The following is a 23,454-nucleotide window of genomic DNA, read 5'->3' as shown; positions in this document are numbered from 1 at the left end:
CGATCGAGGTAAAGGGTAGAGGAAGGTTTAGGAAACGAACCGGGCGCAAGCCCATTACGCCACGCAGTACGGACATGCCGCGAACATTTTCCGTGCTGAAAAAACGCCTCTGAGGGGAGGAAGTCATGTCACAACGTAAGAACCTGCTTACCGCGAGCATTATCGCCGGTCTATGTTGTTTGTCCGGTGCGTTGCATGCACAGGATACGAGTCAACAAACCACTACGCAGACGTCACAACAAGCCACTACGCAGACGCCTGAGCAGCAATCAGCAGAGCAAGCCAGAAAGGCGAATGCCAAACAGCTAGAGACCGTTACCGTCACCGGTATCCGCGCCAGCCTGCAGGCATCGATGGATACCAAGCGCAATGCTGACGCCATCGTCGATGCGATTACCGCAACGGACATCGGCAAGTTCCCCGCCACCAACGTGGCCGAAGCGCTGGAGGAAGTGCCTGGCGTCACGCTCGACCATTCGCTCGCCGCAACCCAGCGTGTGAGCATCGATGGCATCGATCCGAGCTTGAACCTCACTTACCTCGACGGCCACCCGGTCGCGCAAGCCCTGTGGCTTTATGGCGACAGCCCGAACCGCGGCTTCAACTACTCGCTGCTGCCGGCCGAAATCCTGGGTAAGCTGGAAGTTTACAAGAGCCCCGAAGCGCGTCTGCCGGAAGGCAGTCTCGGTGGCTCGGTATTCATGCACACGGTGCAGCCGCTTGACGTGCCAGCCAACACGCTTAGCGGCTCGTTCGGTACGAACTACAACGACATGACCGACAAGAACCGTCCGAACGGTTCGGTGTTCTATAGCTGGCACAACGATGCCAAGACCTTCGGCGTCGATGTCTCCGCCCAGCACTATGAGCAGGACACCTCGCGCCAGGGCCAGGAAATTTTCAGCTACACGCCGGTGTCGTCGATCGCGGCGGTGAATCCCGCCATTGCGGCTGAAGTAGCGTCCGGTCAGCTCAAGGGCTCCGATCAGATGCCGACGGAAATCAACTCCGCCAACTTCCAGCAGATCGAAAAGCGCAACAGCATCCTAGTCAATCTGCAGTACAAGCCGAACGAGCATTTCGACAGCACGCTCAGCTTGATGTACATGAACGATAGCCTGAACAACCTCAATACCTCGTTGTACCCGATTGCCGGCTTCAACTTTGCCGGTATTTCTCACCTGACGGCCGGCCCCAACGGCATTGTCACTTCCGGTACTCAGGTGGGTACGCCGTGCTACCAAGTGACCACTTGCACGAGCACCGCCGAGAGCTTCCAGGACAACGATGCACGTCATTCATTCATCCGCACCAAGGGCATCGACCTGCGTGCGAACTACTATGGTGATGGCTGGCGTCTCGGTGGGCAGGTTGGCGTAAGCACGTCTGAAAATCACATCAGCCAGGCCTTCAAGGAACTGTTCTACGGTGGCGGCTTCAACTGGAGCATTCCGAACGGCTTTACGTATACGGATGCTTCCACGGCCAACAATCCAAACTACTGGGCCGATAACGACTTCGGCGGCAATATCGGCTACAAGCTGTACAAGGCGCGCGACGAATACGGTCAACTTGATTTCAGCAAGGATTTCGACGGCTTCTTCAACGAGCTGCAAGTGGGTGCCCGTTATGCCTCGCACTGGGAAAGCCAGAGTCTGCTGATCTACCGCGGCGTGCCCAATATGACGCTGAACCAGATTGGCTATGGCGGTCTTACCAATCTGCAGGGTGCCTCCGCGATCGGATTGACGGGTAGCTCGGTACAGCACGTCCAGACTTGTGGCTATACCTGCATTTACAACGCCGTGCTCAACAACGGCCCGCTCGTGGCAAACGACCCGGTGGATTACTGGGACAACACCTTCAACGTGCAGCAGCAGAACACAGCTGTCTATGGCCAAGTGAATTTCGGCAACGACAATTTGCACGGCAATATCGGTGTGCGCTGGGTGCGGACCAAGGTCACCTCGTATGGCTATTACATTCCGACCAGTTGCCTGACGCCGGGTGCAGACGGCAATGTTTCGTGGGATTGCGCTTTTGGGCCGGGGACCGGCTACGTCGGCCAGACCTCCACGCATAACAACTGGCTGCCTGCGTTCAATATCGCGTACAACCTGACGCCGGATATCATCCTGCGCGGCGCAGCGTCGGAAACCATCGCCTACGCACCTTACAATCAGTTGGCGCCCTACTTCGAAGCTAACGACACCACGCTCACCGCCACCGGCGGCAATCCGAATCTCAAGCCCTACCGTTCGCTCAATGCAGATCTCTCCGCCGAGTGGTACTTCAATCCGCACTCGCTCGTCGCGATATCCGCTTTCTACAAGAACGTCCTGAACTACGTCGTCAACGCGTCGTCGTTCGAACAGCGTGAGAACGGTTCGTGGGGCACGTTCTATCCGGGCCCGATCGGCCAGATGCTGGTCAATAACGGGCAGTGCAATACGTCGGGCATGTGCACATACAGCGTATCGGCTCCCATCAATGGTGGCCGTGCAAAGGTTAGGGGCGGTGCGATCACCTATCAGCAGGCCTTTGGTGATAGCGGCTTTGGCGTCCGTGCCAACTACACGTACTCCAATGCACGCACTGCCTCGGGTGGCGACTTGCCTTACAACTCCAGGAACTCGTATACGTTGGCGCCGTACTTCGAGCTGGGCCCGTATAGCGCAAGCCTCTCCTACAACTACCGCAGCAAGTATCTGGCCGGCGGTTATGTGGCCGGTGCGCCGGACTCTTATACCGCTAGCTACAAGGAGCTGGATGCTTCTGCAGCGTATGCCTTCAACAAGCACTTCTCCGTGTCCTTCGACATGCTGAATCTTCTGAACTCAACGTACAGGCAGTACCTCGGGCAGACCAGTGCGGAACTCCTCAACGAGTACGCGAGCGGTCGGGAATTCATGCTCGAAGCACACTTCAAGCTCTGATGTAACGCACCACCTTTCTTCTTCCCCGCCAAGGACCTGGTGATGGTTTGCCAGGTCCACTTTTTTTCAGGGAAGACGACGGCAACAATGGCTCGCAACACTGTTGTGCCGGTGTTGCGAAATGTCACTGCGGAGGCTGGTGAATGAAGCTTGTTATGCAATGTGTCGTAGCTTGCATGGGTTTATATGCATTACAGGGATGGGCGGCGGAGCCAACCATCCTGGTCGATCAGGTCGGCTACGAGCGACAAGCAGCCAAGCAAGCGATCGTATCGGCTGATGCAGGGCAATCCCTGCATAATTTCCAGGTGATCGACACCAGCACCGGCAAGCCGGTGTATTCAGGCACGCTGCAGGACACTGGCTCCATCTACAACTGGGGCAAACAGCATTATTGGCGTGCCGATTTCTCTTCGTTGAAAACGCCGGGCCGCTATGTTCTTCAGCTGAAGGACCACGATGCCTGCGTGCGCTCCGACGACTTCCTGGTGCAGGACGATGTGCTGGAGCGCAATACGCTTTCCAACGTCATCTACTACTTCAAGGGCCAGCGCGCCAGCGGTGAGATGGACAAGGCGGATCGTCGCCTGCCGCATCCGGACGGCGAGCCGGGCACACTGGATATCCATGGTGGCTGGTACGACGCGACGGGCGATTACGGTATCCATTTGTCGCACCAGAACCTCACCTCCTATTTCAATACGCAGCAACTGCCGCTGGTGGCGTGGAGCCTGTTGCGCAGCTATCAGCAGCTGGAAACTCGCCACGATCAGAATTTCAGCCAGTATCTCCGCCGCCTGCTCGATGAAGGTTTGTTCGGCGCGGATTTCCTGGTGCGCGACAAGCGGCCGGATGGTTCCTTCTACGAATCGATCGATGCGCCGGGCAAGGAAAAGCTGGCGCAGGATCGCCGCATTGGCGATCCCAACTGGCGCACGCAGATCAAGCGCAGCGCAGGCGACGTCGGTGCGCGAACGGAACAGCCGCCGCGCGGTCCGCATGCGTACGAGTCAAGTTTCCGGGCAGGCGGCGGCATGGCGATCGCTGCGCTGGCACTCGCCAGTACCATGAACCTGGACGGTGATTTCAGTCGACAGGACTACTTGCATACGGCCGAGGCGGCGTACCACTTCCTGGATGCGCACAACAAGGAACTGCTCAACGACGGCGTGGAAAACATCGTCGACGATTACTGCGCGCTGCTGGCGGCGACCGAACTCTTTCGCGCTACGCATGATGAAACCTGGCGACAGACCGCGGACCGCCGTGCTCAGAGCCTGATGGCGCGCCTGGTCACGCACGATGGACAAAAGGATTACTGGCGTGCCGATGCGGGCACGCGCCCGTTCTTCCATCCCACCGACGCCGGCTTGCCGGTGGTGGCCTTGCTGGAATACGAACCGATCGCCACGCCCGAGAAGCAAGCGGCTGTGCGCGATGTCGTCCGCCGCTCGCTCCGCTACGAATTGCACGTAACCGATGAAGTAAACAATCCGTTCGGCTATGCGCGCCAGCTAGTGCGCATGGGCAACGGCACGGTGCGCACTGCGTTCTTCTTTCCGCACGACACGGAAGCTGCACCCTGGTGGCAGGGCGAGAACGCCCGCATCGCCTCACTGGCCGCTGCAGCTCGTATGGCTGCACCGTTGTTCGTGGACGATCCCACCTTCCATGCGCAACTGGAGCAATACGCCTGGAACCAGTTGCACTGGATTGTTGGCCGCAATCCGTACGACACCAGCATGCTGATGGGCAGCGGCCAGCGCAATGCGCAGTACATGTTCTTCCGCTCCTACGAGTACACCAGCGCGCCCGGCGCCATCACCAACGGCATCACGGCGGGACTGGACGACGAGGACGGCATCGCCTTCAATCTAGGTTACGCCCAAACAGGCCGCGACGACGATTGGCGCTGGACGGAGCAGTGGCTGCCGCACGATGCGTGGTATTTGTATGCGGTGAGCTTGCCGCATGATTGAATGAGCTGGGTATATTCGGTATCTGCGCATTTCGAAGCGCCTCGACCTCTGCCGGAATGACGACGAAGCAAGGGCAGCCCTTGAGGAAGAGCCGCCCATCTCGACTAACAGGAACACGCATGCGATTCGCTGCTTTACTTCTTTGCCTGACCTTGTGCGGCCTCGTTCAGGCCGATCCCGTATCGCTGATCCCGTTGCCTGCGCAACTTCAGCGCACTGAGGGCTCATTCAAAGTCGACAGCAGCACATCCATCATCGTGCCCGCACACGATGAAGCGGCACGCCAATCCGCGCAGTATCTTGCCGATCTCGTGGCACGCACGCGCGGGTTGCATCTTGAGGTGGCGGAAGGAAAAGCCACCAGCCAAGCCATCGTCTTCCAACGCAACGCCAAAGCAGCCGGCGCTCACGCCGAAGGCTATACCCTCGACGTCTCCGCACAAGGCATCCGCATCGAAGCGCATGACGATGCCGGCCTGTTCTATGGCGCCGTCACCCTGTACCAACTGCTGACGCCGAATACGCAATCGGGCGCGGTTGATGTGCCTGCGTTGCATATCAGTGACTCGCCCCGCTTCGCCTGGCGCGGCGTGATGCTCGATTCTGCGCGCCACTTCCAGTCCGTCGTCGACGTCGAAAAGTTGCTCGACCAGATGGCTCAGCACAAGCTCAACGTTCTGCATTGGCATCTCACGGACGACCAAGGTTGGCGCATCGAGATCAAGCGCTATCCGGAACTCACGCGCATCGGCGCCTGGCGCACGCCTCCGGATGCCGGTCATGACGGTGAGCCGGAGCGCTACGGCGGTTTCTACTCGCAGGAACAGATCCGCGAGGTAGTGGCCTATGCCGCCGCACGCCACATCACCATCGTGCCGGAAATCGACATGCCTGGGCACGCGCAGGCTGCAGTGGCTTCGTATCCCGAGATCGGCGTCACCGGCAAGCGTCCGCCGGTATCGGTCGATTGGGGTGTGAATCCCTATCTCTACAACGTCGACGATGCGAGCTTCAAGTTCATCGACAATGTGCTCGACGAAGTGCTGGCGTTGTTCCCCTCGCATTACATCCACGTCGGTGGTGACGAGGCAATCAAGGATCAATGGAAGGCATCGCCGGTCGTCCAGGCGAAGATCCGCGCATTGCACCTGAAAGATGAGGATGCGCTACAAGGCTGGTTCATCGGCAAGATCGGCAGTTATCTTGCCGCGCATGGCCGCCGGCTGATCGGCTGGGATGAAATTCTCGACGGCGGTGTGCCGGCCGATGCCACCGTGATGTCATGGCGCGGCACCGACGGCGCCATCAAGGCCGCCAAGCTGGGACACGACGTGGTGATGTCGCCCGCGCCTGACCTTTACCTGGACAGCCTGCAAAGCAACCTGTCCGACGAGACTGCCGGCCGCGATCCGGTACGTAGTCTGGAAAACGTCTACCGCTTCAAGCCGGTGCCTACCGTGTTGAACAAGGCTCAGGCTGCGCATGTGCTGGGCGCGCAAGCCAACGCGTGGACGGAACATATGCCGAGCATGCAACACGTGGAGCATGCCGCTTTCCCACGATTGGATGCGTTGAGCGAAGTCGTCTGGTCGCCTGCGTCCACGCACGATTGGAAAGATTTTCTCGGACGTTTACCGGCACAGTTCCAGCGCTATGCCGCGCAGAAAGTTGACTATGCCGATAGCGCGTTCGCGCCGGTCATCAAAGTCGACACCAATGCAACGTTGAAAGAAGGCAAAGCGGAAGTGGCGCTTTCCAACCAAGCCGGGTATGGCGACATCCGCTACACCACAGACGGCAGCGCACCGGATGATCATGCTTCGCTCTACAACAAACCTTTCACTGTGACATGGCCCGCAACGATCAAGGCGGCCGCCTATGCAAGCGACGGCAGCGTACTTGCCGCCACACGCACGCGCGTGATCGATCGCGCTCATCTGTTGACGCGCGCTGGCAGGGAGCTTTCCAACTGCGCAGGCAGCGATTTCCGCTTGCACGTGCAACCCATGCCGGACGCCACCAGCATGACGCCGGTATACGCCATCAACGTCTTCGATACCTGCCAGCAATATCTGGCGGCGCCGCTCGACGGCATCAGCTCGATTCATGTCGAAGTGGCGAGGCTTGAGCGCAACTACGCGCTCGCGCACGACATCAAACTGGTGGTATCACGGCCGTATAGCACGCCATACGGCGAGTTCGTGGTCCATCAAGATCGCTGCGATGGCCCCGTGCTGGCTGCGGCGCCACTGCCGAATCCCGCAGCAAGCGCGAGACGTTTTGCACTCGATGCCCCGCTGTCCACGCAACATGGTGAGCACACGCTCTGCCTGGTGTTCACGGCACCAACCGATGGACCGCTGTATGCCATCGATCGTTTCTCCCTGATCCCCGCTGGCGGAGCCAAAAGTTCTCCGTGAACACGCCATCGCGCCGCCTGCTTTCCTTGGATGCGTTGCGCGGTTGTACGGTCACGGTGATGTTGCTGGTCAATGATTCGGGCGACTGGGAGCACGTCTATGTGCAACTGGATCATTCACCCTGGAACGGCTGCACGCCGGCGGACCTGATCTTTCCGGAGAAACAAACAGTCCGATTCTTTTCTGGCTGTGTAGCAGCGCTATCCGTCACAGAGCTCTGCGCGGCCGACGCACAACACGCACCTTCCCGCTATTTCCACCGCCGCAGAAGAACTGGTCACCACCATCGGACTCGAGTCCCGACACGCCCACGCCCGGGGGCATGTCGAGCTGCTCCAGCACTTCTCCCGTTTGTGGATCGATGCGGCGCACGCTGCCTTCATCGCTTTCCCAGGTCCCATGCCAGAGTTCGCCGTCGACCCAGGTGACGCCGGTGACGAAGCGGTTGGATTCGATGGTGCGGAGGATCGCTCCCGTTTGGGGATCGAGCTGATGAATCTTGCGGTCGCGGTATTGCCCTATCCACAGTGAGCCTTCGGCCCAAGCAAGCCCCGAGTTGCTGCCGCCGGGTGCGGGAATGATGGCGAGTATGCGGCCGGTCTGCGGATCGATCTTTTGGATGCGGTCCTCGGCAAGCTGGAACAGGTGCTGGCCGTCGAAGGCGGTTCCGGCGTGTGCGGGTACGTCGATCGAGCGCAATGTATTGCCGTTTGCTGGATCGAAGGCAATCAGTTTTTCTCCAGCGGCAAACCACACATGCTTGCCGTCGTAGGTGACGCCGCCTACCTGGTCGACACCCGAAAAGGGACCATATTCGCGAAGGATTTCGGCTGATTTGTTCATGTGGCGATCCTAATCGCTGGGCAGCGGAGCTGGGAGTAACAAGGTCGTCGCGAATCCGGGGACAGGCGGCGTCATCCAGCGGCGCGCACGCCCTTTGCCAAACACGTGCACCTTGCCTGTGAGGGCCAGTGTGTCGAGCGCACGCTGCACGGTGCGCTGGCTGGCACCGAGCGCCAGCGCCAGGGATGAACTCGACCAGGATTCGCCATCGGCGAGCAGTGCAAGCACGGCCGCGTGCTTCTCATCGACGGGTCGTTCCAGCAGCACTACTTCGCTCGCGCGGTGCGGTAGCAATGCAAAACCTTGCGTCGTTGCGCTCACGTCAGCCAATGGTTGAAGCAAGGCGCGGAGCCGTCCGATTTCGACGCGCAATCGGGCGCGATGCGATTCATCGGAGTGTTTGGCACGGAAGGCCAGTGCGATAAGCGTGTTACGTGGGACATCCGCAGGCCACGCTTCGCTGAGTCCGCGGGCGAGCGCGAATAGCACCGGGCGTTGTGCAAGTGAAACGATCGTGTCCGCGTCGCGCACCACATGACGGCATGCATCCACGATCAGTGCTCCTGTTGCGAACAAGGCTTCCACTTGCTCGAGCAGCAGGAGTTGTTCCTTGCCGCGCGCGATCAGGCGTGCAACAGGTGTATTCAGCGCGCGGAATGCGCTTTCGATCTCCGCCGCCAACGCAGGAATGGCGGCGAGATGCGCGGCGCTCGTGGCCCGATCAAGTGCGGCGCGTGCTGTCTTCGCCTGTAGGTGACGCATCGCGATCCCGGCCGCGATCAGCTCGTGGGTGGCCTGCAAAGCAGACGGCAACGAAGCAGGATCCAGTTCGGCCAGCGCGCGTTCGGCGTCGTGCAGACGCCCGATCAGCAGCAGGCGGCGCACATCCAGATAGCGCGCATGCGCGGCATTCACGCGATCACCGTGGGCTTCCAGGGTGGCACGCGCTGCATCGAGCGTCTTGGCCGGCCAGCCCAGGTCGCGCGAGACCAGCGCAATCTCGGCTTCGGCGACGATGCAGCGGGCGCGTGCCACCGCTTCTTTCACGCCGAATGCACGTGCTGCGCCGCGCAACAACGTCTTTGCGCGAACGAAATCACCCAGTTGCGCCATGGCGATGCCGCGCAGCGCGAGCGCGGGCGGGTCGTCGCGCAAGGCGACCCGATTCAGCGCACCGAGAGGATCACCCGCGGCAAGTGCACGTGCTGCCGCCGTGATCAGCGAGTCCATCGGAATCCCGCCACACTTGTCACTCCCACTGTCTGATCGCCCCGGTTCAGTCTATCCCACGACTACCCACCGACATGTCGAATCGGGGGCGGCTCAAACGACATACCTATAGACAGCGGAGATCAGGGCGATGACCACACATAAGACCGGAACGCGAGAGCAGTGGCTGGCAGAGCGGCTGAAGCTGCTGCAGGCCGAAAAAGAGTTGACGCGGCGCAGCGACGAACTGGCGCAACGGCGGCAGGCGCTGCCGTGGGTACGGGTCGACAAGACCTATCGGTTCGAGACCGACGAGGGCAGCGCGTCGCTGAAGGACCTCTTCAAGGGACGCTCGCAACTGCTCATGTATCACTTCATGTTCGGGCCCGACTACCAGGCGGGCTGTCCGTCCTGCTCGGCGATAGCGGACGGCTTCAACGGTTTCGCCGTGCACTTGGAGCATCACGACGTAGCGTTCTGGGCGGTATCGCGCGCGCCGCTGGCGAAACTGCAAGCGTACAAACGGCGGATGGGCTGGACGTTTCCGTGGGCGTCGTCGAGTGGTGGCGATTTCAATTTCGATTTCAACGTCGCGTTCACCGAGCAGCAGCAGCGCGAGCAAAACATCGAATACAACTACCAGCGCAACGGCTTCTTCGCGTTCGACGCAGCGTCGGCGCCTGAACCTGTGACCCAGTTCGCGGCCATGTGCGGCACCGATGCACCCACCTACGTGCGCGATCTCCCGGGCATGAGCACCTTCGTGCTTGAGGATGGTGTCGTGTACCACGCCTACTCCAGCTATGCACGTGGACTGGACGGCCTCTGGGGCATGTACCAGTGGCTGGATCGCGCACCCAAGGGTCGCAACGAAGCGGACATATGGTGGCGCCGTCATGATGAGTACAAGCAAGGCTGAGTGCTGCCGTCACGTCATGGAGGGGCCGGCGATCTCGTCACGCGGAACGCGAGCTTCGAGCCACGCGTTCCTCGGCGTTGCGGCGCTGCTCTTCGCCGCCAGCGCAGTGACCACGGTCGTCGGCTGCACCACCATGTCGGCGATGGGCGGGATACCGATGCCCGGCGGCTGGAGCATGTCGATGACATGGATGCGGATGCCGGACCAGAGCTGGTCTGGCACCGCGGCGGCATTCCTCGGCATGTGGATGGCGATGATGACTGCGATGATGCTGCCGTCTCTGGTTCCCATGCTGTGGCGCTATCGCCAGGCTTTGATAGGAACGAGCCGGACGCGCTTGGACGGGCTTACCGTGCTGGTTGGCTTGGCTTACTTCTTCATATGGAGCGTGTTCGGAGCACTGATTTTTCCACTAAGTGCCGCGCTAGCAGCGTTTGCAATGGAGCATCCAACGCTGGCGCGTGCCATGCCGATCGCGGCTGGTGTCGTCGTGCTGATCGCCGGTGCAATGCAATTCACTGTGTGGAAAGCGCGGCATCTCGCCTGCTGCCGGGACGTGCCGAAGCATGGTTGCAGCATGCCGACGAATGCCATTGCAGCTTGGCGGCATGGCCTGCGCTTGGGTGTGCATTGCAGCTGTTCCTCAGCCGGTCTCACGGCAATCCTGCTCGTGATCGGTGTGATGAATCTCACCGCGATGACTGTTGTGACGGCAGCCATTACCGCTGAACGTCTTGCGCCGGGTGGCGAGCGCGTCGCACGAGGCATCGGGGCCGTAGTCATCGGTGCGGGGATGTTTCTGTTGGTGCGGGCAGTGGGGTTTGGATGAGTCTTTGTTCGTTGTCCCGACGCACGCGCACCGCTGTCTGGGAAAATTCCATGAAGCTTGATCGCGCCGCAAACCTGCTCTTCTCCTCGAAAGCATAACCATATGGCCGACGACATGAACACGGACGCCCTCAAGTCGCCGAAACTCGATCATTGGTACAAAGTTTTGATGGCTCTAAGCGGTGCAGTGTTCATTGCGGCAATTACGCTGCCATTGCAGATCCCGAATCGTCCTTTTGCTCTAGGCTCCTTAGGAGTCTTCCTATTTGGGCTAGGCGAGTGGAAAAATCATCCGCTACAGACTCGTTTATATCCGGGGTACTACACAACGCACTACCCGCGACACGCGAGCGTCTTGGGCATCATATTCGACCTGATTGGTCTCGCACTCCTAGGATGGGCTGTGTATCTGCTATGGTGTAACTGACCGAATAAAATTCACCTCTAAAACCCTGCCACAGCGCCGGGTTTTTTTGTTGCCCAAAGGAATCCCACATGGCAAACCCCATCGAGAACACGGAAGACGTAATCGACAGCCGCGACGTCATCGAGCGAATCGAGGAATTAGAAGCGGACCTGCGAGACCGGCACGAAGTCGGCGGCTTCATGTCCGACTTTGACGACTGGATTGCGGACAGCCGCGACGACAGCGGCCCGGTACACGCTGCGTTCCCTGACGACGGCGGGAACGTCGTGGATCTGATCCAAGAACTATACGACCTCCGCAAATTGGCCGAGGAAGCCGAACACTCCGCTGACTGGCCGTACGGCGAGACGCTCATCCGCGAAAGCTACTTTACCGACTACATCGAGTAGCTGGTGGAGGACTGCTATGAGATGCCGAAGGAGATGAACAGCGGCAAGTGGCCGTGGTGCCACATGACGATGGACTGGGAAGCCGCCGCCGAAGCCGCGAAGGTGGGCTACAACGAAGTCACGTTCAACGATGTGACCTATCTGATTCGCGTATAAGCAAAACGCGATGTCCCTTAATCTCTGTCAGGGGGATGTCAAATGCGACTTCGAGACCACCTTCCCATTTCCGTCAAACTCAACCGACCATGCCTCGATGTCCATTCCCATACGGTTCTCAAACCAGAACCGCTCAACGCAAGGAGCTTCGCACGCATATGCAGTGTAGCGTCGGAAGGGTACCCCACCGCTTTTCTCACGCACGGATGGGTTTCCGAGGGCTTCGATAACTTGTTGTTCTGTGTTCCCTTTGTTGACCTTATCGAAACCTCGCGTCTTGACAGTTGCGATCATGCTACACGTTGATACGTACAGGAGCGGCACAAGCACGATTATCCATGCCGTCCATACAATGGTCTTGTGCTTAGCCATTTATTATTGCTTCTGAAAGCCAGGGAGAAGGGCTTGTAGTTCTGGTGGAACAGGGCTGCCCTGCGGAATAAACCACTGTTGAGCGCCCGGCAGCGTCCCTACATCACGTGAGAGGCCGCCCGGAAACGGGATGTCCTGAGTAGGTACTCCGCCCGCGTTGAGCGCCAAGTTGGTTCGTGCCGCACAGTTATCGAATTTCCCCACACTATTCATGCCCTGAAACTGACTGTAAAACTTAATCATCGCCGCATCTTGCTGAGGTGTAGTCGGGATGAGCGTAACGACTTGGTTGCGAAGTAGGCTCTGAGCCTTAATGTATGAAGCGGGATCGCTTCCTAGTGGAGTGTCATTGCCGTAGGAGTAGAGTCCGGCGCCTGTTACCGCATTGGCAACGTGACCGAACACATTAATGCTTCCAGGAATCTGACCGCCGGCAATTACCAAAGCGTTCTCGCCGGTAGGATCAATAGCATCGAGTGGCGCATTACCGACGTAAGCATAGGTCGAGACGCCTCCATTGAGACCTATCGGATCGCTCTGAATGTAACGGCCCGTGCCTGCCTCGTAATCACGCGCACAAACCCCGCTAGTCAGCGATACGGCCAGTGCTGCAAGCAACAACTTCTGACATCCATTCATTGTGTCCCCTTTGCAAGCGCGTTGGCTCGCATAGCATCGGCTCTGGTGAGTGCATCAGGATCGTTAACCCAGCCCATACTCTCAGCGAGAGCAGCTTCATTGTGCGACATCTTCATGTACTTTTCAGCAAGATCGCGCGCCTCAGTTCGCTGAGCTTTGACCTCATAGGCTTGAGCGAGGTTCTTCGGATAATAGGGGTCTTGAGGATCGAGTTCTTGCGCCTTCTTTACGTAAAGAATGGCTCGATCCCAATATCCGGCTTTTGAAAATACGACGGCGTTCTCTTCAAGCAAAAGCCCAAGCCACTGACGACGGGTCAACGTCCTGAGAAAGGCTCCGCCCTTGATTGCGCGATCATTGATGTTGAGCCAGTGCGCGTAACCCGCGTCAGAGAGCCAAGAAATTTGCCTCCCCGAGACCTCGATGTTGATCGCCCCGCCCGGCAAGCTCGGATCGACGTAGCGTAAGAAGGAATGCTCTGGCGCATGCACCGCATAGACTGGATAACCCAATCGCTGCGCTATAGCCATGTAGAGCATGGGCAGCGTCTCGCACTGCCCCATGTGTCGGTCCATGATCCGGTTAAGAAAATAGTTGTCTCGGTTCTTCCGACCGTCCGGCGCGAAGTCGTATTGCGCACGAAATTCAAAGTGGTAGTAAGTGTTGAGAGCCTGGATGACAGAGATAGGATCGTGTTTACCAAAACGTTCAATGGTCGCCTTCGCGTGCCTAGCCATATCATTGAGCTGGGAAGAATAAGCAACCACGTCTAGATTTGGATAAATCTCTTTCGCAAAGGTAAGCGCAGCGACTCCCGTATCAATCTGATCCTCGGGAAGGTTCAGAATCTTTTGTATGTCAGGCGGAAAAGTGCCTGCATCTGTCTTCGACTTGGGGAAGTACGCAGGTAGTTGCGCTACCTCTGCCTGCTCCTCGCGGAAGTGCGAAGCAATGAGCGCGGCATTCATTTGCTGCGCGCTCATTCCATTCATTGCGCTTATGTCTTCCACGCTTTGGGCATTGGCAACCCCAAGCAAGCCAATGCCGGCAACACATAGCGCAATAGAAACCGCCCCCAGATAACGCACCATCCCTGATCCCCTGGTCATCATGTCTAAATTACGACACAAGGCCGTGAATTTATTGTCAACACGCTTTTGAAGTCGCCCGCTTCATCGACCGCCATACACGCGGGATGCTCCGATACCTGACTCCACGGACCTCCCAATCTGTCCCAGGAGATCACTGCATGCCTCACTTCGTGCGGTCATACAAGACCGTCGTCGCTTACTGTGTCTTTGTCATATCGCTAGGGCTGTTGGCGGCCGTATTTGATTCCCCCTTTGATCAATGTGGCCGCTTTCTTTGGGCTGGGCTCTTTTCCTTAGGTATCTACGCCTAGAAAGTAGTCATTTCGGGCCATAGAAAATCATCTCGGGAATGATGATTGCAGCGAAAAATGTCGTCTCGCTGTCGAGATGCTTACAAAGCTAATACTGCGAAACATGCTCGACACATCTCTTAAATATGGACGTCCAAATACATCCATATTTCTGTAAAGCCGCATTCACGAATGTGAGCAACACTTAACGTTGCGCTGTCCAGGGGCGGCGCCTTCTGCTCCGAATCCCATAAACAAAGTATGCGGCGACCCGCTGCAGGGTCAGCTGCGCAAAGGATATTTCCGAATGTCAGTTGGACAGATCTCGATTCGCATGTCCGCTCTCGCGCTCGCCGTGGTTGCGGTGCTGCATGGTGTGGTGGCTTTTGCAAGTGATACGACTGCCGATACCACGGCAGCTGCTGCGGCCGATGCGTCTGCGGCGAATAAGAACAAGGCCAAGTCATTGGAGGCCATTTCGGTGGTGGCGCCGGGCGAGACGATCCAGGTACAGAGCGTGTCCAGCGTGGACATCAAGGCATTGCCGCCGGGCAGCAGCGCGTTCAAGGCGCTGGATCAGTTGCCGGGTGTGAACTTCCAATCGTCCGATCCGTGGGGTGCTTACGAGTGGTCCACGCAAATTACCTTGCACGGCTTCGACCAGAGTCGCTTGGGCTTTACGCTGGACAATATTCCGCTGGGCAACATGAGTTATGGCGTGACCAACGGTCTGCAGGTTACTCGCGCGATCACCAGCGACAACCTGAGTTCGGTGGAAATTGCACAGGGCGCCGGTGCGCTGGGCACGCCGTCGAGCAGCAATCTGGGCGGCACGGTGCAGTTCTTCTCGGCAGATCCGGACGCGGTAGCAGGTGCGCGTGTCAGCCAGGCCTTTGCTTCGGATAGCACGTATCGCACGTTCGTGCGGCTCGACAGCGGTGATTTCCACGGCTATTCCATGTACGTGTCGTTCGCTCGCGCCGATACCGGCAAGTGGAAAGGTTACGGCGATCAGCAGGACAACCAGATCAACCTGAAGAGCCTGTATCAGTGGGGCGACGGCAATCGCGTTAGCCTGTTCTTTGACAGCTCCAAGCGTAAGGAATACGACTACCAGGATCTGTCGCTGACCAGCCAGCGCGTGCTCGGCTGGAACTACGATTACTGGCAGCCGGATTGGAACCAGGCGGTGCAGACGGCGTGGGCGATCCAGGGCAAGGGCTCGTATCCGGCTTCGTTGAATGGCCTGCCTGCGAACTACGACAAGGGCGATGTCAACTATTACGCCGGCGGCGGTATCCGTCGCGACAACCTGGTGGGCCTCAGCGGACAGTTCAATCTGGGCGGCAGCGCTACGTTGAACCTCGGCACCTACTACCACAATGATCGCGGCGAAGGTCAGTGGGCCACGCCGTACGTGTCTTCGTCGGCCACCGTGCCGATTGCCATGCGCACGACCGATTATGGCCTGGATCGGACCGGTGGCACGGCTTCGCTGACGTTCAACGTCGCCAACAACGACATCGAGATCGGCGCCTGGGTGGAAGATGCGAACACCAATCAGGAACGCAACTACTTCGACTTGAACGGTCAGTACACCTTCCTCAGCAATTTCTACGATTCCGAGGAACCGTTCCTGCGTGGCTTCTTCCAGAACTACCAAACCACCACGCGCATGGGCTACATCCAAGACACGCTGCATTTCATGGATGACCGCCTGACCGTGAACTTCGGCACCAAGGCGCTGGATGTGACCACCACGGCCAAGTCGCTGGTGCCGACCAGTGCGCTTTCCGCAGGCCGCATTTCCGCCAAGGACAGCTTCCTGCCGCAGGCCGGTGTGGACTACAAGATCGACGAGCACCAGGACGTGTATGCGTCCTACACCAAGAACATGGCCGCATACGGTTTCCTGCCGTTCTCGCAGTCGCAGACGTCGTTCGACAGCGCGAAGAGCAACTTGAAGCCGGAAGAATCGCAGACCTTCGAGTTCGGTTACCGCGTGCAGGGTGCCGGCTTCGAGGCTTCGGCCGATGCGTACTACACACACTTCACCAATCGCCTGCTGGCGGTGACGCCGTGCAGCGCGGTGCAGACCTGCTCGGCCATTATCAACAACGTGGGTTCGGTGAAGAGCAAGGGTATCGACCTGGCGTTGATCTGGAAGCCGATCGAGCACATGCGCTGGTTGAACACGCTGTCGTACGACAACTCCAAGTACCAGAACAATTACTTGGACAACGGCGTGATCGACACGGCTGGCAAGTACGTGGTGGGTACGCCGGTGTGGATGTTCACCAGCGCGCTGAACTACAGCATCGATGGATGGAGCTTCAATATCGACGGTAAGTACACTGGTCGTCGTTACATCACCTACATCAACGATTCGGCGGTACCGGCGTACTGGCTGTTCAACGCGGGTGTGAATTACGACATTGGCGCCTGGTCGATCCTCAAGGATGTGAGCCTCGGTTTCAACATCACCAACCTCGCCAACAAGCACTACTTCGCGACCACGGGTACCAACGGCTACGTGGCCTCCGATCCGAACGGCTACAACCAGACGCTGCAAGCGGGTGCGCCGCGACAGTACTTCTTCAATATCAACGCCAAGTTCTGAGGCTGTTCAAATGTCCCCTTTCCCTTTGAAGAGGGGACGGCAGTTAGGGCCAATCCGCCTTGGTCATCCGTGTACGCCCCCATGGCCGTCATTCCCGCGAAAGCGGGAATCCATCTTCGCCTTTGCATCAGAGCAAATGGATTCCCGCTTTCGCGGGAATGACGGCCATTGGGTTACCTGACTGCGCTTCACCCTCGTCCCAGGTCATGTCTGGGGCGACGCGCTCTCCAATTGAGAGATAGATCACGCTTGCGCTTGGACCGCGAAGCGATTTGTTCCATAGTGGTACCCGGGCGATCCGCCCGAAAATCGCGTCGTGGGCGGATTGGCACCCGTCTGCGCTGTTCTCTGCAAGGGAGAATGATCATGCGATACACACAGCTGTTCGAACGCCATAAGGACGAACTGCTTCTGGTTGCCCGCGTGCTGTTGATGGCCCTGTTCGTGGTCTTCGGCTTGGACAAATTCCTGAATTTCTCGGGTACGGCCTCGTATATGGAAGCCGTGGGTCTGCCGTTCCCCACGTTGTCCGCCTTCATTGCGCTCGTCATGGAATTCGTCGTGGGGCTGGCCATCCTGATCGGTGCGTATACACGACCGCTGGCCTTGGCGCTGGCCTTGTATACGGTCATCACCGCCTTGATCGGCCATCGCTTCTGGGCGCTGACGGGAGGTCTTCGTCTGGATACGATGATCCATTTCTACAAGAACATGTGCATTGCCGGCGGCTTGCTGCTGCTGTGCATCACGGGCCCGGGCAAGTATTCGGTAGATCGGCGGTAGGGATCTAGGGCTACGGGATTGCTCGCGATAGCGGCGTGCTGGCGTTAGGCTTCACCCTGCGCCAACGCACGCGGCGGCTAGACAATGCAAACAGGGCTGGCATGATCACTCCCGAACGCATCATGGCCTGGGCGATACCGGGCTTCTTCGTGTTGATCGGCATCGAGTTGCTGGTTGCGAAGTGGCGCGGACGCCATGTGTATTACCTCAACGATGCGATCAACAGTCTTGGTCTGGGCACGATCTCGCAGATCGTTGGCGTGTTCACCAAGCTGTTCACCATCGGCATCTACGGCTGGTGCGCCGCTCATCTGGCGCCATGGACGCTTTCCGCGAACGGCATTTGGGTGTGGGTCAGCGGCTTGCTGCTCTACGACCTGCTTTATTACTGGCTGCATCGCCTCGGGCACGAAGTGAACGTGCTGTGGGCAGCGCACGTAGTGCACCATCAGAGCGAGAGCTACAACCTCACCACGGCCTTGCGCCAGACCGGAAGCGGTTTCCTGCTCGGGTGGATCGCCTATCTGCCGATGGCACTGCTCGGTTATCCAGTAGAGGTGTTCGCGATCATTGCGCTGATCGATCTGCTCTATCAGTTCTGGGTGCATACCGAAGTGGTCGGCCGGTTGGGCTGGTTCGATCGCGTGTTCTGTTCGCCGTCCAATCATCGCGCGCATCATGCGGTGAACGATCGCTACCTCGACCGCAACTATGGCGGCATTCTCATCGTATGGGATCGCCTGTTCGGTAGCTTCGTGGAAGAAAACGACGAGGATCCGCCGATTTACGGCACGCGTTCGCCGCTGCAAAGCTGGAACCCGCTGTGGGCGAATGTCGAGGTGTACTGGGCGATGCTCAAGGACAGCTGGCATGCGCATAGCTGGATGGACAAACTCAAGGTTTGGATCAAGCCGCCGGGCTGGCGTCCCGCGGATGTGGCGGCGCGGTTCCCGAAGCCGGCGTTCGACATAAGCCATGCGCGCTATAACCCGCAGCTGTCATTGTCCTGGAAGTTGTACTGCTTTGTGCAGTTCGGGGTGCTGTTGCTGATCGGCGTGAATTTTCTGGATGCGGCGCCGAAGTTGGCACTGGTTCAAGCCGTCACTTATGCCGCTTACCTGGTCTACAGCCTGTATGCACTCGGCTTTCTGCTGGAAGGCCGTGGCGCGGGTATCGGATTGGAACTGTTGCGCACCATTGGCACAGCGCTCGGCGTGATGCTGATGGGGCGCTGGTTCGGCACAGGGCATCTCGATGCGCGCGTAGTTATCGCCATCGCAGCCGTATTCGGGGCCAGCGCAATGGCGTTCGCATGCATCGCGGGTTTTCAGCGACATCGCACTGACGTAACGCATCCGGCTTCCGCGTAGCCTCGTGGGCTAGGATGGCAATCCCAGCATTGGGCAGCAAATAAAGCTGAGATTTTCATTCCAACTTACAAGCCAAGCTGCATTGCAGCATGGAGGCTGCTGTCAGAAATGACCGCAGGCAGCCGTACAGACTGTGCGCTTTCGCTATGATCGGCGCTTTGGTTTGGGAGAACTGCCGATGAGTGTCCTGAGCAGGATGCTGCGCCACAAGTCCGTCGAGCAATTACAGTCGGAAGCGGGCCGGCGTGGTGATTTCCGCCGTGTGCTGGGTCTGTGGCAGCTCACGGCCATCGGCATCGGCGGCATCATCGGCGTCGGCATCTTCGTGTTGGCGGGGCAGCAGGCGGCGGCGAATGCAGGGCCTGCGGTGGCGCTCAGCTTCATCATCGCCGGCTTCGGCAGCGCATGCGCTGCACTGTGTTATGCGGAATTTGCCGGGCTGATTCCGGTCACCGGCAGCGCCTATACCTACGGTTATGCAGTGCTAGGCGAATTCGTCGCCTGGATCATCGGCTGGGATCTGCTGCTGGAATATGCACTTGTCGTTGCCGTCGTGGCGATCGGCTGGTCCGGCTACGTGCAGGTGCTGCTCGGTTCGGTCGGCATCCATCTGCCGGATTGGGCGCAGCAAAGCATGAGCGCGCAGACGATGGAGTATTACCTGCAGCAGTTATTCGGCGCGCACGGCACGCAGGCGATTGCCGGCCCGAGCGATGGCCACCGCTTCAACGTGATCGCTGCCGCTATCTCGCTGCTGGTCGCTGCATTGCTGACTGTCCGCACGGAATGGGGGGCGCGCTTCAATACCTTCGTGGTGACCATCAAGGTCATCGGCGTATTGCTGGTGGTGGGCGTGGGCGTCTTCTATGTGCACACTGCGAACTGGCAGCCATTCATTCCCGCACGTATCGTCGACGCGCAGGGCATGGGGCATTTTGGCTGGGCCGGCGTGCTGACCGGCGCAAGCGTGGTGTTTTTTGCTGTGTTCGGCTACGACACACTCACCACGGCGGCAGAGGAAGCCAAGCATCCGCAGCGCGATCTGCCGCGCGCGGTACTGCTATCGCTGGTGGTGGCGATGGTGCTGTATATCGCCGTGTCGCTGGTGCTCACCGGCATCACGCATTACAGCCATCTGGGTGGCGATGCATCGGTATCCCAGGCGTTCGAATCGATCGGTCTGCATTGGTTGAGTGTGACCATTGCCGTTGCGGCGGTGATCGGGGTTACCAGCGTGCTGTTCGCCTTCATGCTGGGCGCGGCGCGCATCTGGTTTGCGCTGGCGCGCGACGGTTTGCTGCCGCAATGGTTTGCGCATATCCATCCGCGGTTCGGCACGCCGGCGCGGCCCACGGTGATCCTTGGCGTATTCACCGCACTGGTCGCGGGCCTGCTGCCGATCGGTGAAGTGGCGGAACTGGTGAACATCGGCACGCTCAGCGCCTTCATCATTATCTGCACTGCGGTGCTGGTGTTGCGCATTCGCAAGCCGCATGTGGCGCGCAGCTTCCGTGCACCTGCGCTGGTGCTGGTCGCGCCGCTCGGTGTGCTGTTTTCGCTGCTGCTGATTTTCGGGGTGCCGTGGTCGGATACGGATGGCTGGCAGCGCATCGGTGGATTGCCGTGGATCACTTTCGAGCGCTTCATTATCTGGATGGCGTTGGGCTGCGTGATCTATTTCGGGTATGGCATGCGTCATAGTCGCGTCGAAGAACGGTAACCCTCACGGCCGTCATTCCCGCGAACGCGGGAATCCATTTTTGCCTTTCGCCAAAGAGCGAGATGGATTCCCGCTTTCGCGGGAATGACGGCCATTGGGGGCTCGCCGCAGGATTTTTCCGCTTGCCTGATCCTGGGAAGGACGCGACAACATGACCTCTGGCAGGGGAAGAGACGTAGGGTCTTGGCTCTACCATCGCCGGCAATCCGCCTAAAAGGCGGTCATTGTCCATCTACTGTCCTTGCGGGCTGTCCCGTTAGGACGGTGCCTGCCGGAGTCGTCGAGTGAAGTTCCAAGCCCTGCGTTTCAGCCTGATCGCCGCTGCCGTGATGGCGGCCTGTTCCCTCTCGGCCACGGCCGCTGCGCAATCGCAAGCGGCGTTTTCCAGCGAGGTGCCGGAGCCGGCCGATCAGCCCTATTCGGGCATGTTGACGGTCAACGTGGATCTCACCGATGCGGGCAAACGCATCTTCCGTTCGCACGAAACCATTCCGGTAAAGCCCGGCGCGCTCACGCTGTTCTATCCGAAATGGATTCCGGGCGAGCATGCGGCATCGGGTCCGGTCTCGAACGTGTCGGGCCTGATCATTCGCGCGAACGGCAAGCAGCTGCCGTGGCGCCGCGATCTACGCGACATGTACACGATCCATCTCGACGTACCGCAGGACGCGAATCAGCTTGATCTGGAATTCCAGTTCCTTTCGCCTGGCGAAGGCGAAGGCAGCAACTTCGGTGCGAGCGTGTCTTCCTCGCCCGATCTGGTCGACATGGAGTTCAACCAGGTGGCGTTCTATCCGGCTGGTTATTACACGCGCCAGATTCAGATTCAGCCGACCGTGCAGCTGCCGCAGGGCTGGAAATTCGGTTCGTCGCTGGAAGTGGACAGCCAATCCGGGAGCACCATCCGTTTCAAGCCGCTGAGCTTCAACAACTTCGTCGATTCACCGTTGATCGCCGGTGCGAATTTCAATCGCGTCGACCTCACGCCCAGCGGCGGCGCGCCGGTGTATTTGAACGTGGTGGGCGATGCGGCGAAGGACGTGAAGCTTACCGACAAGCAGCTCGACCAGCAGCGCAAGGTGGTGGCGCAGACCAATTTCCTGTTCGGTGGGCATCACTACAGCCATTACGACTTCTTGCTCACGCTGTCGGATCACACGGGTCATTTCGGTCTGGAACATCATCAGGCCAGCGATGACCGCCTGCCGGCCAATTTCTTCACCGATGACGACATGCACCTGCTGGCCGCCAGCCTGATGCCGCACGAATTCGTGCACTCGTGGAACGGCAAGTTCCGCCGTCCTGCCGATCTGTGGACACCCAACTTCAACGTGCCGATGCAGGACGATCTGCTGTGGGTGTATGAAGGCCTCACCGATTACTGGTGCGGCGTACTCACCGCACGCGCCGGGCTGTGGTCGCCGGAGCAGTATCGCGATTCCATGGCTAACATCGCCGGCGAGATGACGTATCGCACCGGTCGCGCATGGCGCCCGCTGCAGGATACCGCCGACGCCGCGCCGCTCACCTATTACGGCTCGCAAAGCTGGATCAACTGGATCCGCGATACCGATTTCTATCCGGAAGGCCAGTTGCTGTGGCTGGACGTCGACACCAAGATCCGCGAGCTCAGCGGCGGCAAGCATTCGCTGGATGATTTCGCGCATGCCTTCTACGGCATGGACAACGGCAGCTACGTCACCAAGACCTACACCTTCGACGACGTGATCAGCACGCTCAACCAGGTGCAGCCGTTCGATTGGGCCAAGTTCCTGCGCGACCGTCTCGACTACACCGGCGCCGAACTGCCCGAGCAGGGCATCGAACGCGGCGGCTGGAAGCTGGTGTTCAACGACACGCCGAATGCCGAGGAGAAGGCCTCCGAAGGCATCAACCACGGCGCCAACCTGGCTTATTCGATCGGCCTGATCGTCAGCCAGAAGGGCAGCATCCGTGACGTGCAGTGGAACGGTCCGGCGTTCAAGGCCGGGCTGGTGCCGGGGCTCACCGTTGTCGCCGTGAACGGCCGTGACTTCTCCGGCGACGCGCTGAAGGATGCGATCACCGCGGCAAAGAGCTCGCAGGCGCCGATCGAGCTGCTGGTGAAGAACGTTGACGTGTACAGCACGGTGAAGGTGGACTACCACGGTGGGCTGCGCTATCCGCACTTGGTGCGCGCGGATGGCAAGGATCTGATCGGGGCGATCGTGGCACCGAGGGCCAAATAAGCAGGGAACGGGGAAACAGGGAACGGGGAACGTACAGACCGCGCGAGTCCGAGCATTGCCTAAAAGCACTTGACCTTAGGACACGCGGCCTCAAGCTCTTCCCCGTTCCCCGTTCCCCGTTCCCCGTTCCCCGTTCCCCGTTCCCCGTTCCCCGTTCCCCGTTCCCCGTTCCCCGTTCCCCGTTCCCCGTTCCCCGTTCCCCGTTCCCCGTTCCCCGTTCCCCGTTCCCCGTTCC

General features: G+C 59.2%; 16 protein-coding genes and 1 pseudogene. 13 read left to right on the top strand and 4 right to left on the bottom strand.

The features are described 5' to 3' along the window. Window positions 1-125 precede the first annotated feature (125 nt). The 4 genes and pseudogenes from ISP18_RS16450 to ISP18_RS16435 all read left to right on the top strand — a co-directional run. Window positions 126-2,936: a TonB-dependent receptor gene (locus tag ISP18_RS16450; protein ID WP_380014410.1), complete on the top strand. Its 2,811-nt coding sequence runs from the start codon at window positions 126-128 to the stop codon at window positions 2,934-2,936. A gap of 143 nt (window positions 2,937-3,079) precedes the next feature. After that, window positions 3,080-4,915, top strand: coding sequence for a glycoside hydrolase family 9 protein (locus ISP18_RS16445; protein ID WP_380014407.1), 1,836 nt, complete (start codon window positions 3,080-3,082; stop codon window positions 4,913-4,915). A 119-nt stretch (window positions 4,916-5,034) separates the two neighbouring features. Next, on the top strand, window positions 5,035-7,335 hold the full coding sequence (locus ISP18_RS16440; RefSeq protein ID WP_380014404.1) for a beta-N-acetylhexosaminidase: 2,301 nt from the start codon (window positions 5,035-5,037) through the stop codon (window positions 7,333-7,335). Beyond that, window positions 7,332-7,493: pseudogene (locus ISP18_RS16435) on the top strand (DUF5009 domain-containing protein); the annotation flags it as partial. The gene ISP18_RS16440 and the pseudogene ISP18_RS16435, both read left to right, overlap by 4 nt. A 49-nt stretch (window positions 7,494-7,542) precedes the next feature. On the opposite strand, the gene ISP18_RS16430 reads toward ISP18_RS16435, so the two are convergent. After that, on the bottom strand, window positions 7,543-8,178 hold the full coding sequence (locus ISP18_RS16430; RefSeq protein WP_380014401.1) for a Vgb family protein: 636 nt from the start codon (window positions 8,176-8,178) through the stop codon (window positions 7,543-7,545). Between the two features lie 9 nt (window positions 8,179-8,187). Continuing rightward, entirely contained in the window at window positions 8,188-9,408 is a 1,221-nt protein-coding gene (locus tag ISP18_RS16425) for a helix-turn-helix domain-containing protein (protein WP_380014398.1), read from the bottom strand. A gap of 130 nt (window positions 9,409-9,538) precedes the next feature. Between ISP18_RS16425 and ISP18_RS16420 the strand changes: the two genes are divergently transcribed. From ISP18_RS16420 to ISP18_RS16405, 4 genes are all read left to right on the top strand, one after another. Continuing rightward, a complete protein-coding gene (locus tag ISP18_RS16420; RefSeq protein ID WP_380014395.1) occupies window positions 9,539-10,306 on the top strand; it encodes a DUF899 domain-containing protein in 768 nt (255 codons plus the stop codon). Then, window positions 10,284-11,135, top strand: a complete 852-nt coding sequence (locus ISP18_RS16415) for a DUF2182 domain-containing protein (RefSeq protein ID WP_380014392.1) — start codon at window positions 10,284-10,286, stop codon at window positions 11,133-11,135. Before ISP18_RS16420 ends, ISP18_RS16415 begins: the two co-directional genes overlap by 23 nt. A 494-nt stretch (window positions 11,136-11,629) precedes the next feature. Then, complete coding sequence (locus ISP18_RS16410) at window positions 11,630-11,950, top strand: hypothetical protein (RefSeq protein WP_380014389.1); 321 nt, start codon at window positions 11,630-11,632, stop codon at window positions 11,948-11,950. A 21-nt stretch (window positions 11,951-11,971) separates the two neighbouring features. After that, window positions 11,972-12,106 (top strand): hypothetical protein, encoded by a 135-nt coding sequence (locus tag ISP18_RS16405; RefSeq protein ID WP_380014386.1) that lies wholly within the window; start codon window positions 11,972-11,974, stop codon window positions 12,104-12,106. A 375-nt stretch (window positions 12,107-12,481) separates the two neighbouring features. Here ISP18_RS16405 and ISP18_RS16400 read toward each other — a convergent pair whose 3' ends face one another. Together ISP18_RS16400 and ISP18_RS16395 are read right to left on the bottom strand one after the other, a co-directional pair. Then, window positions 12,482-13,099: an RHS repeat-associated core domain-containing protein gene (locus ISP18_RS16400; RefSeq protein WP_380014383.1), complete on the bottom strand. Its 618-nt coding sequence runs from the start codon at window positions 13,097-13,099 to the stop codon at window positions 12,482-12,484. Window positions 13,100-13,113: 14 nt separating this feature from the next. After that, window positions 13,114-14,208 carry a transglutaminase family protein gene (locus ISP18_RS16395; RefSeq protein WP_380014380.1) on the bottom strand — a complete coding sequence of 365 codons (1,095 nt, stop codon included), beginning with the start codon at window positions 14,206-14,208 and terminating at the stop codon, window positions 13,114-13,116. Window positions 14,209-14,805: 597 nt separating this feature from the next. Here ISP18_RS16395 and ISP18_RS16390 point away from each other — a divergent pair. The 5 genes from ISP18_RS16390 to ISP18_RS16370 all read left to right on the top strand — a co-directional run bounded on the left by ISP18_RS16390 (window position 14,806) and on the right by ISP18_RS16370 (window position 23,219). Continuing rightward, window positions 14,806-17,118 carry a TonB-dependent receptor gene (locus ISP18_RS16390; protein WP_380014377.1) on the top strand — a complete coding sequence of 771 codons (2,313 nt, stop codon included), beginning with the start codon at window positions 14,806-14,808 and terminating at the stop codon, window positions 17,116-17,118. Window positions 17,119-17,484: 366 nt separating this feature from the next. After that, the gene (locus ISP18_RS16385) at window positions 17,485-17,901 is read left to right on the top strand and encodes a DoxX family protein (RefSeq protein WP_380014374.1); all 417 of its coding nucleotides are present in this window, start codon (window positions 17,485-17,487) and stop codon (window positions 17,899-17,901) included. A 101-nt stretch (window positions 17,902-18,002) separates the two neighbouring features. Then, a complete protein-coding gene (locus ISP18_RS16380; RefSeq protein ID WP_380014371.1) occupies window positions 18,003-19,271 on the top strand; it encodes a sterol desaturase family protein in 1,269 nt (422 codons plus the stop codon). A gap of 178 nt (window positions 19,272-19,449) precedes the next feature. Then, a complete protein-coding gene (locus ISP18_RS16375; RefSeq protein WP_380014368.1) occupies window positions 19,450-20,991 on the top strand; it encodes an amino acid permease in 1,542 nt (513 codons plus the stop codon). A 284-nt stretch (window positions 20,992-21,275) separates the two neighbouring features. Continuing rightward, window positions 21,276-23,219 carry a M61 family metallopeptidase gene (locus ISP18_RS16370; RefSeq protein ID WP_380014365.1) on the top strand — a complete coding sequence of 648 codons (1,944 nt, stop codon included), beginning with the start codon at window positions 21,276-21,278 and terminating at the stop codon, window positions 23,217-23,219. The last annotated feature ends 235 nt before the right edge of the window (window positions 23,220-23,454 follow it).

Source organism: Dyella humi, assembly GCF_044904605.1.
Taxonomy (GTDB): domain Bacteria; phylum Pseudomonadota; class Gammaproteobacteria; order Xanthomonadales; family Rhodanobacteraceae; genus Dyella_B; species Dyella_B humi.
The sequence above is the reverse complement of the archived record's forward strand: the minus strand, read 5'-3'. Positions and strand labels throughout refer to the sequence as shown.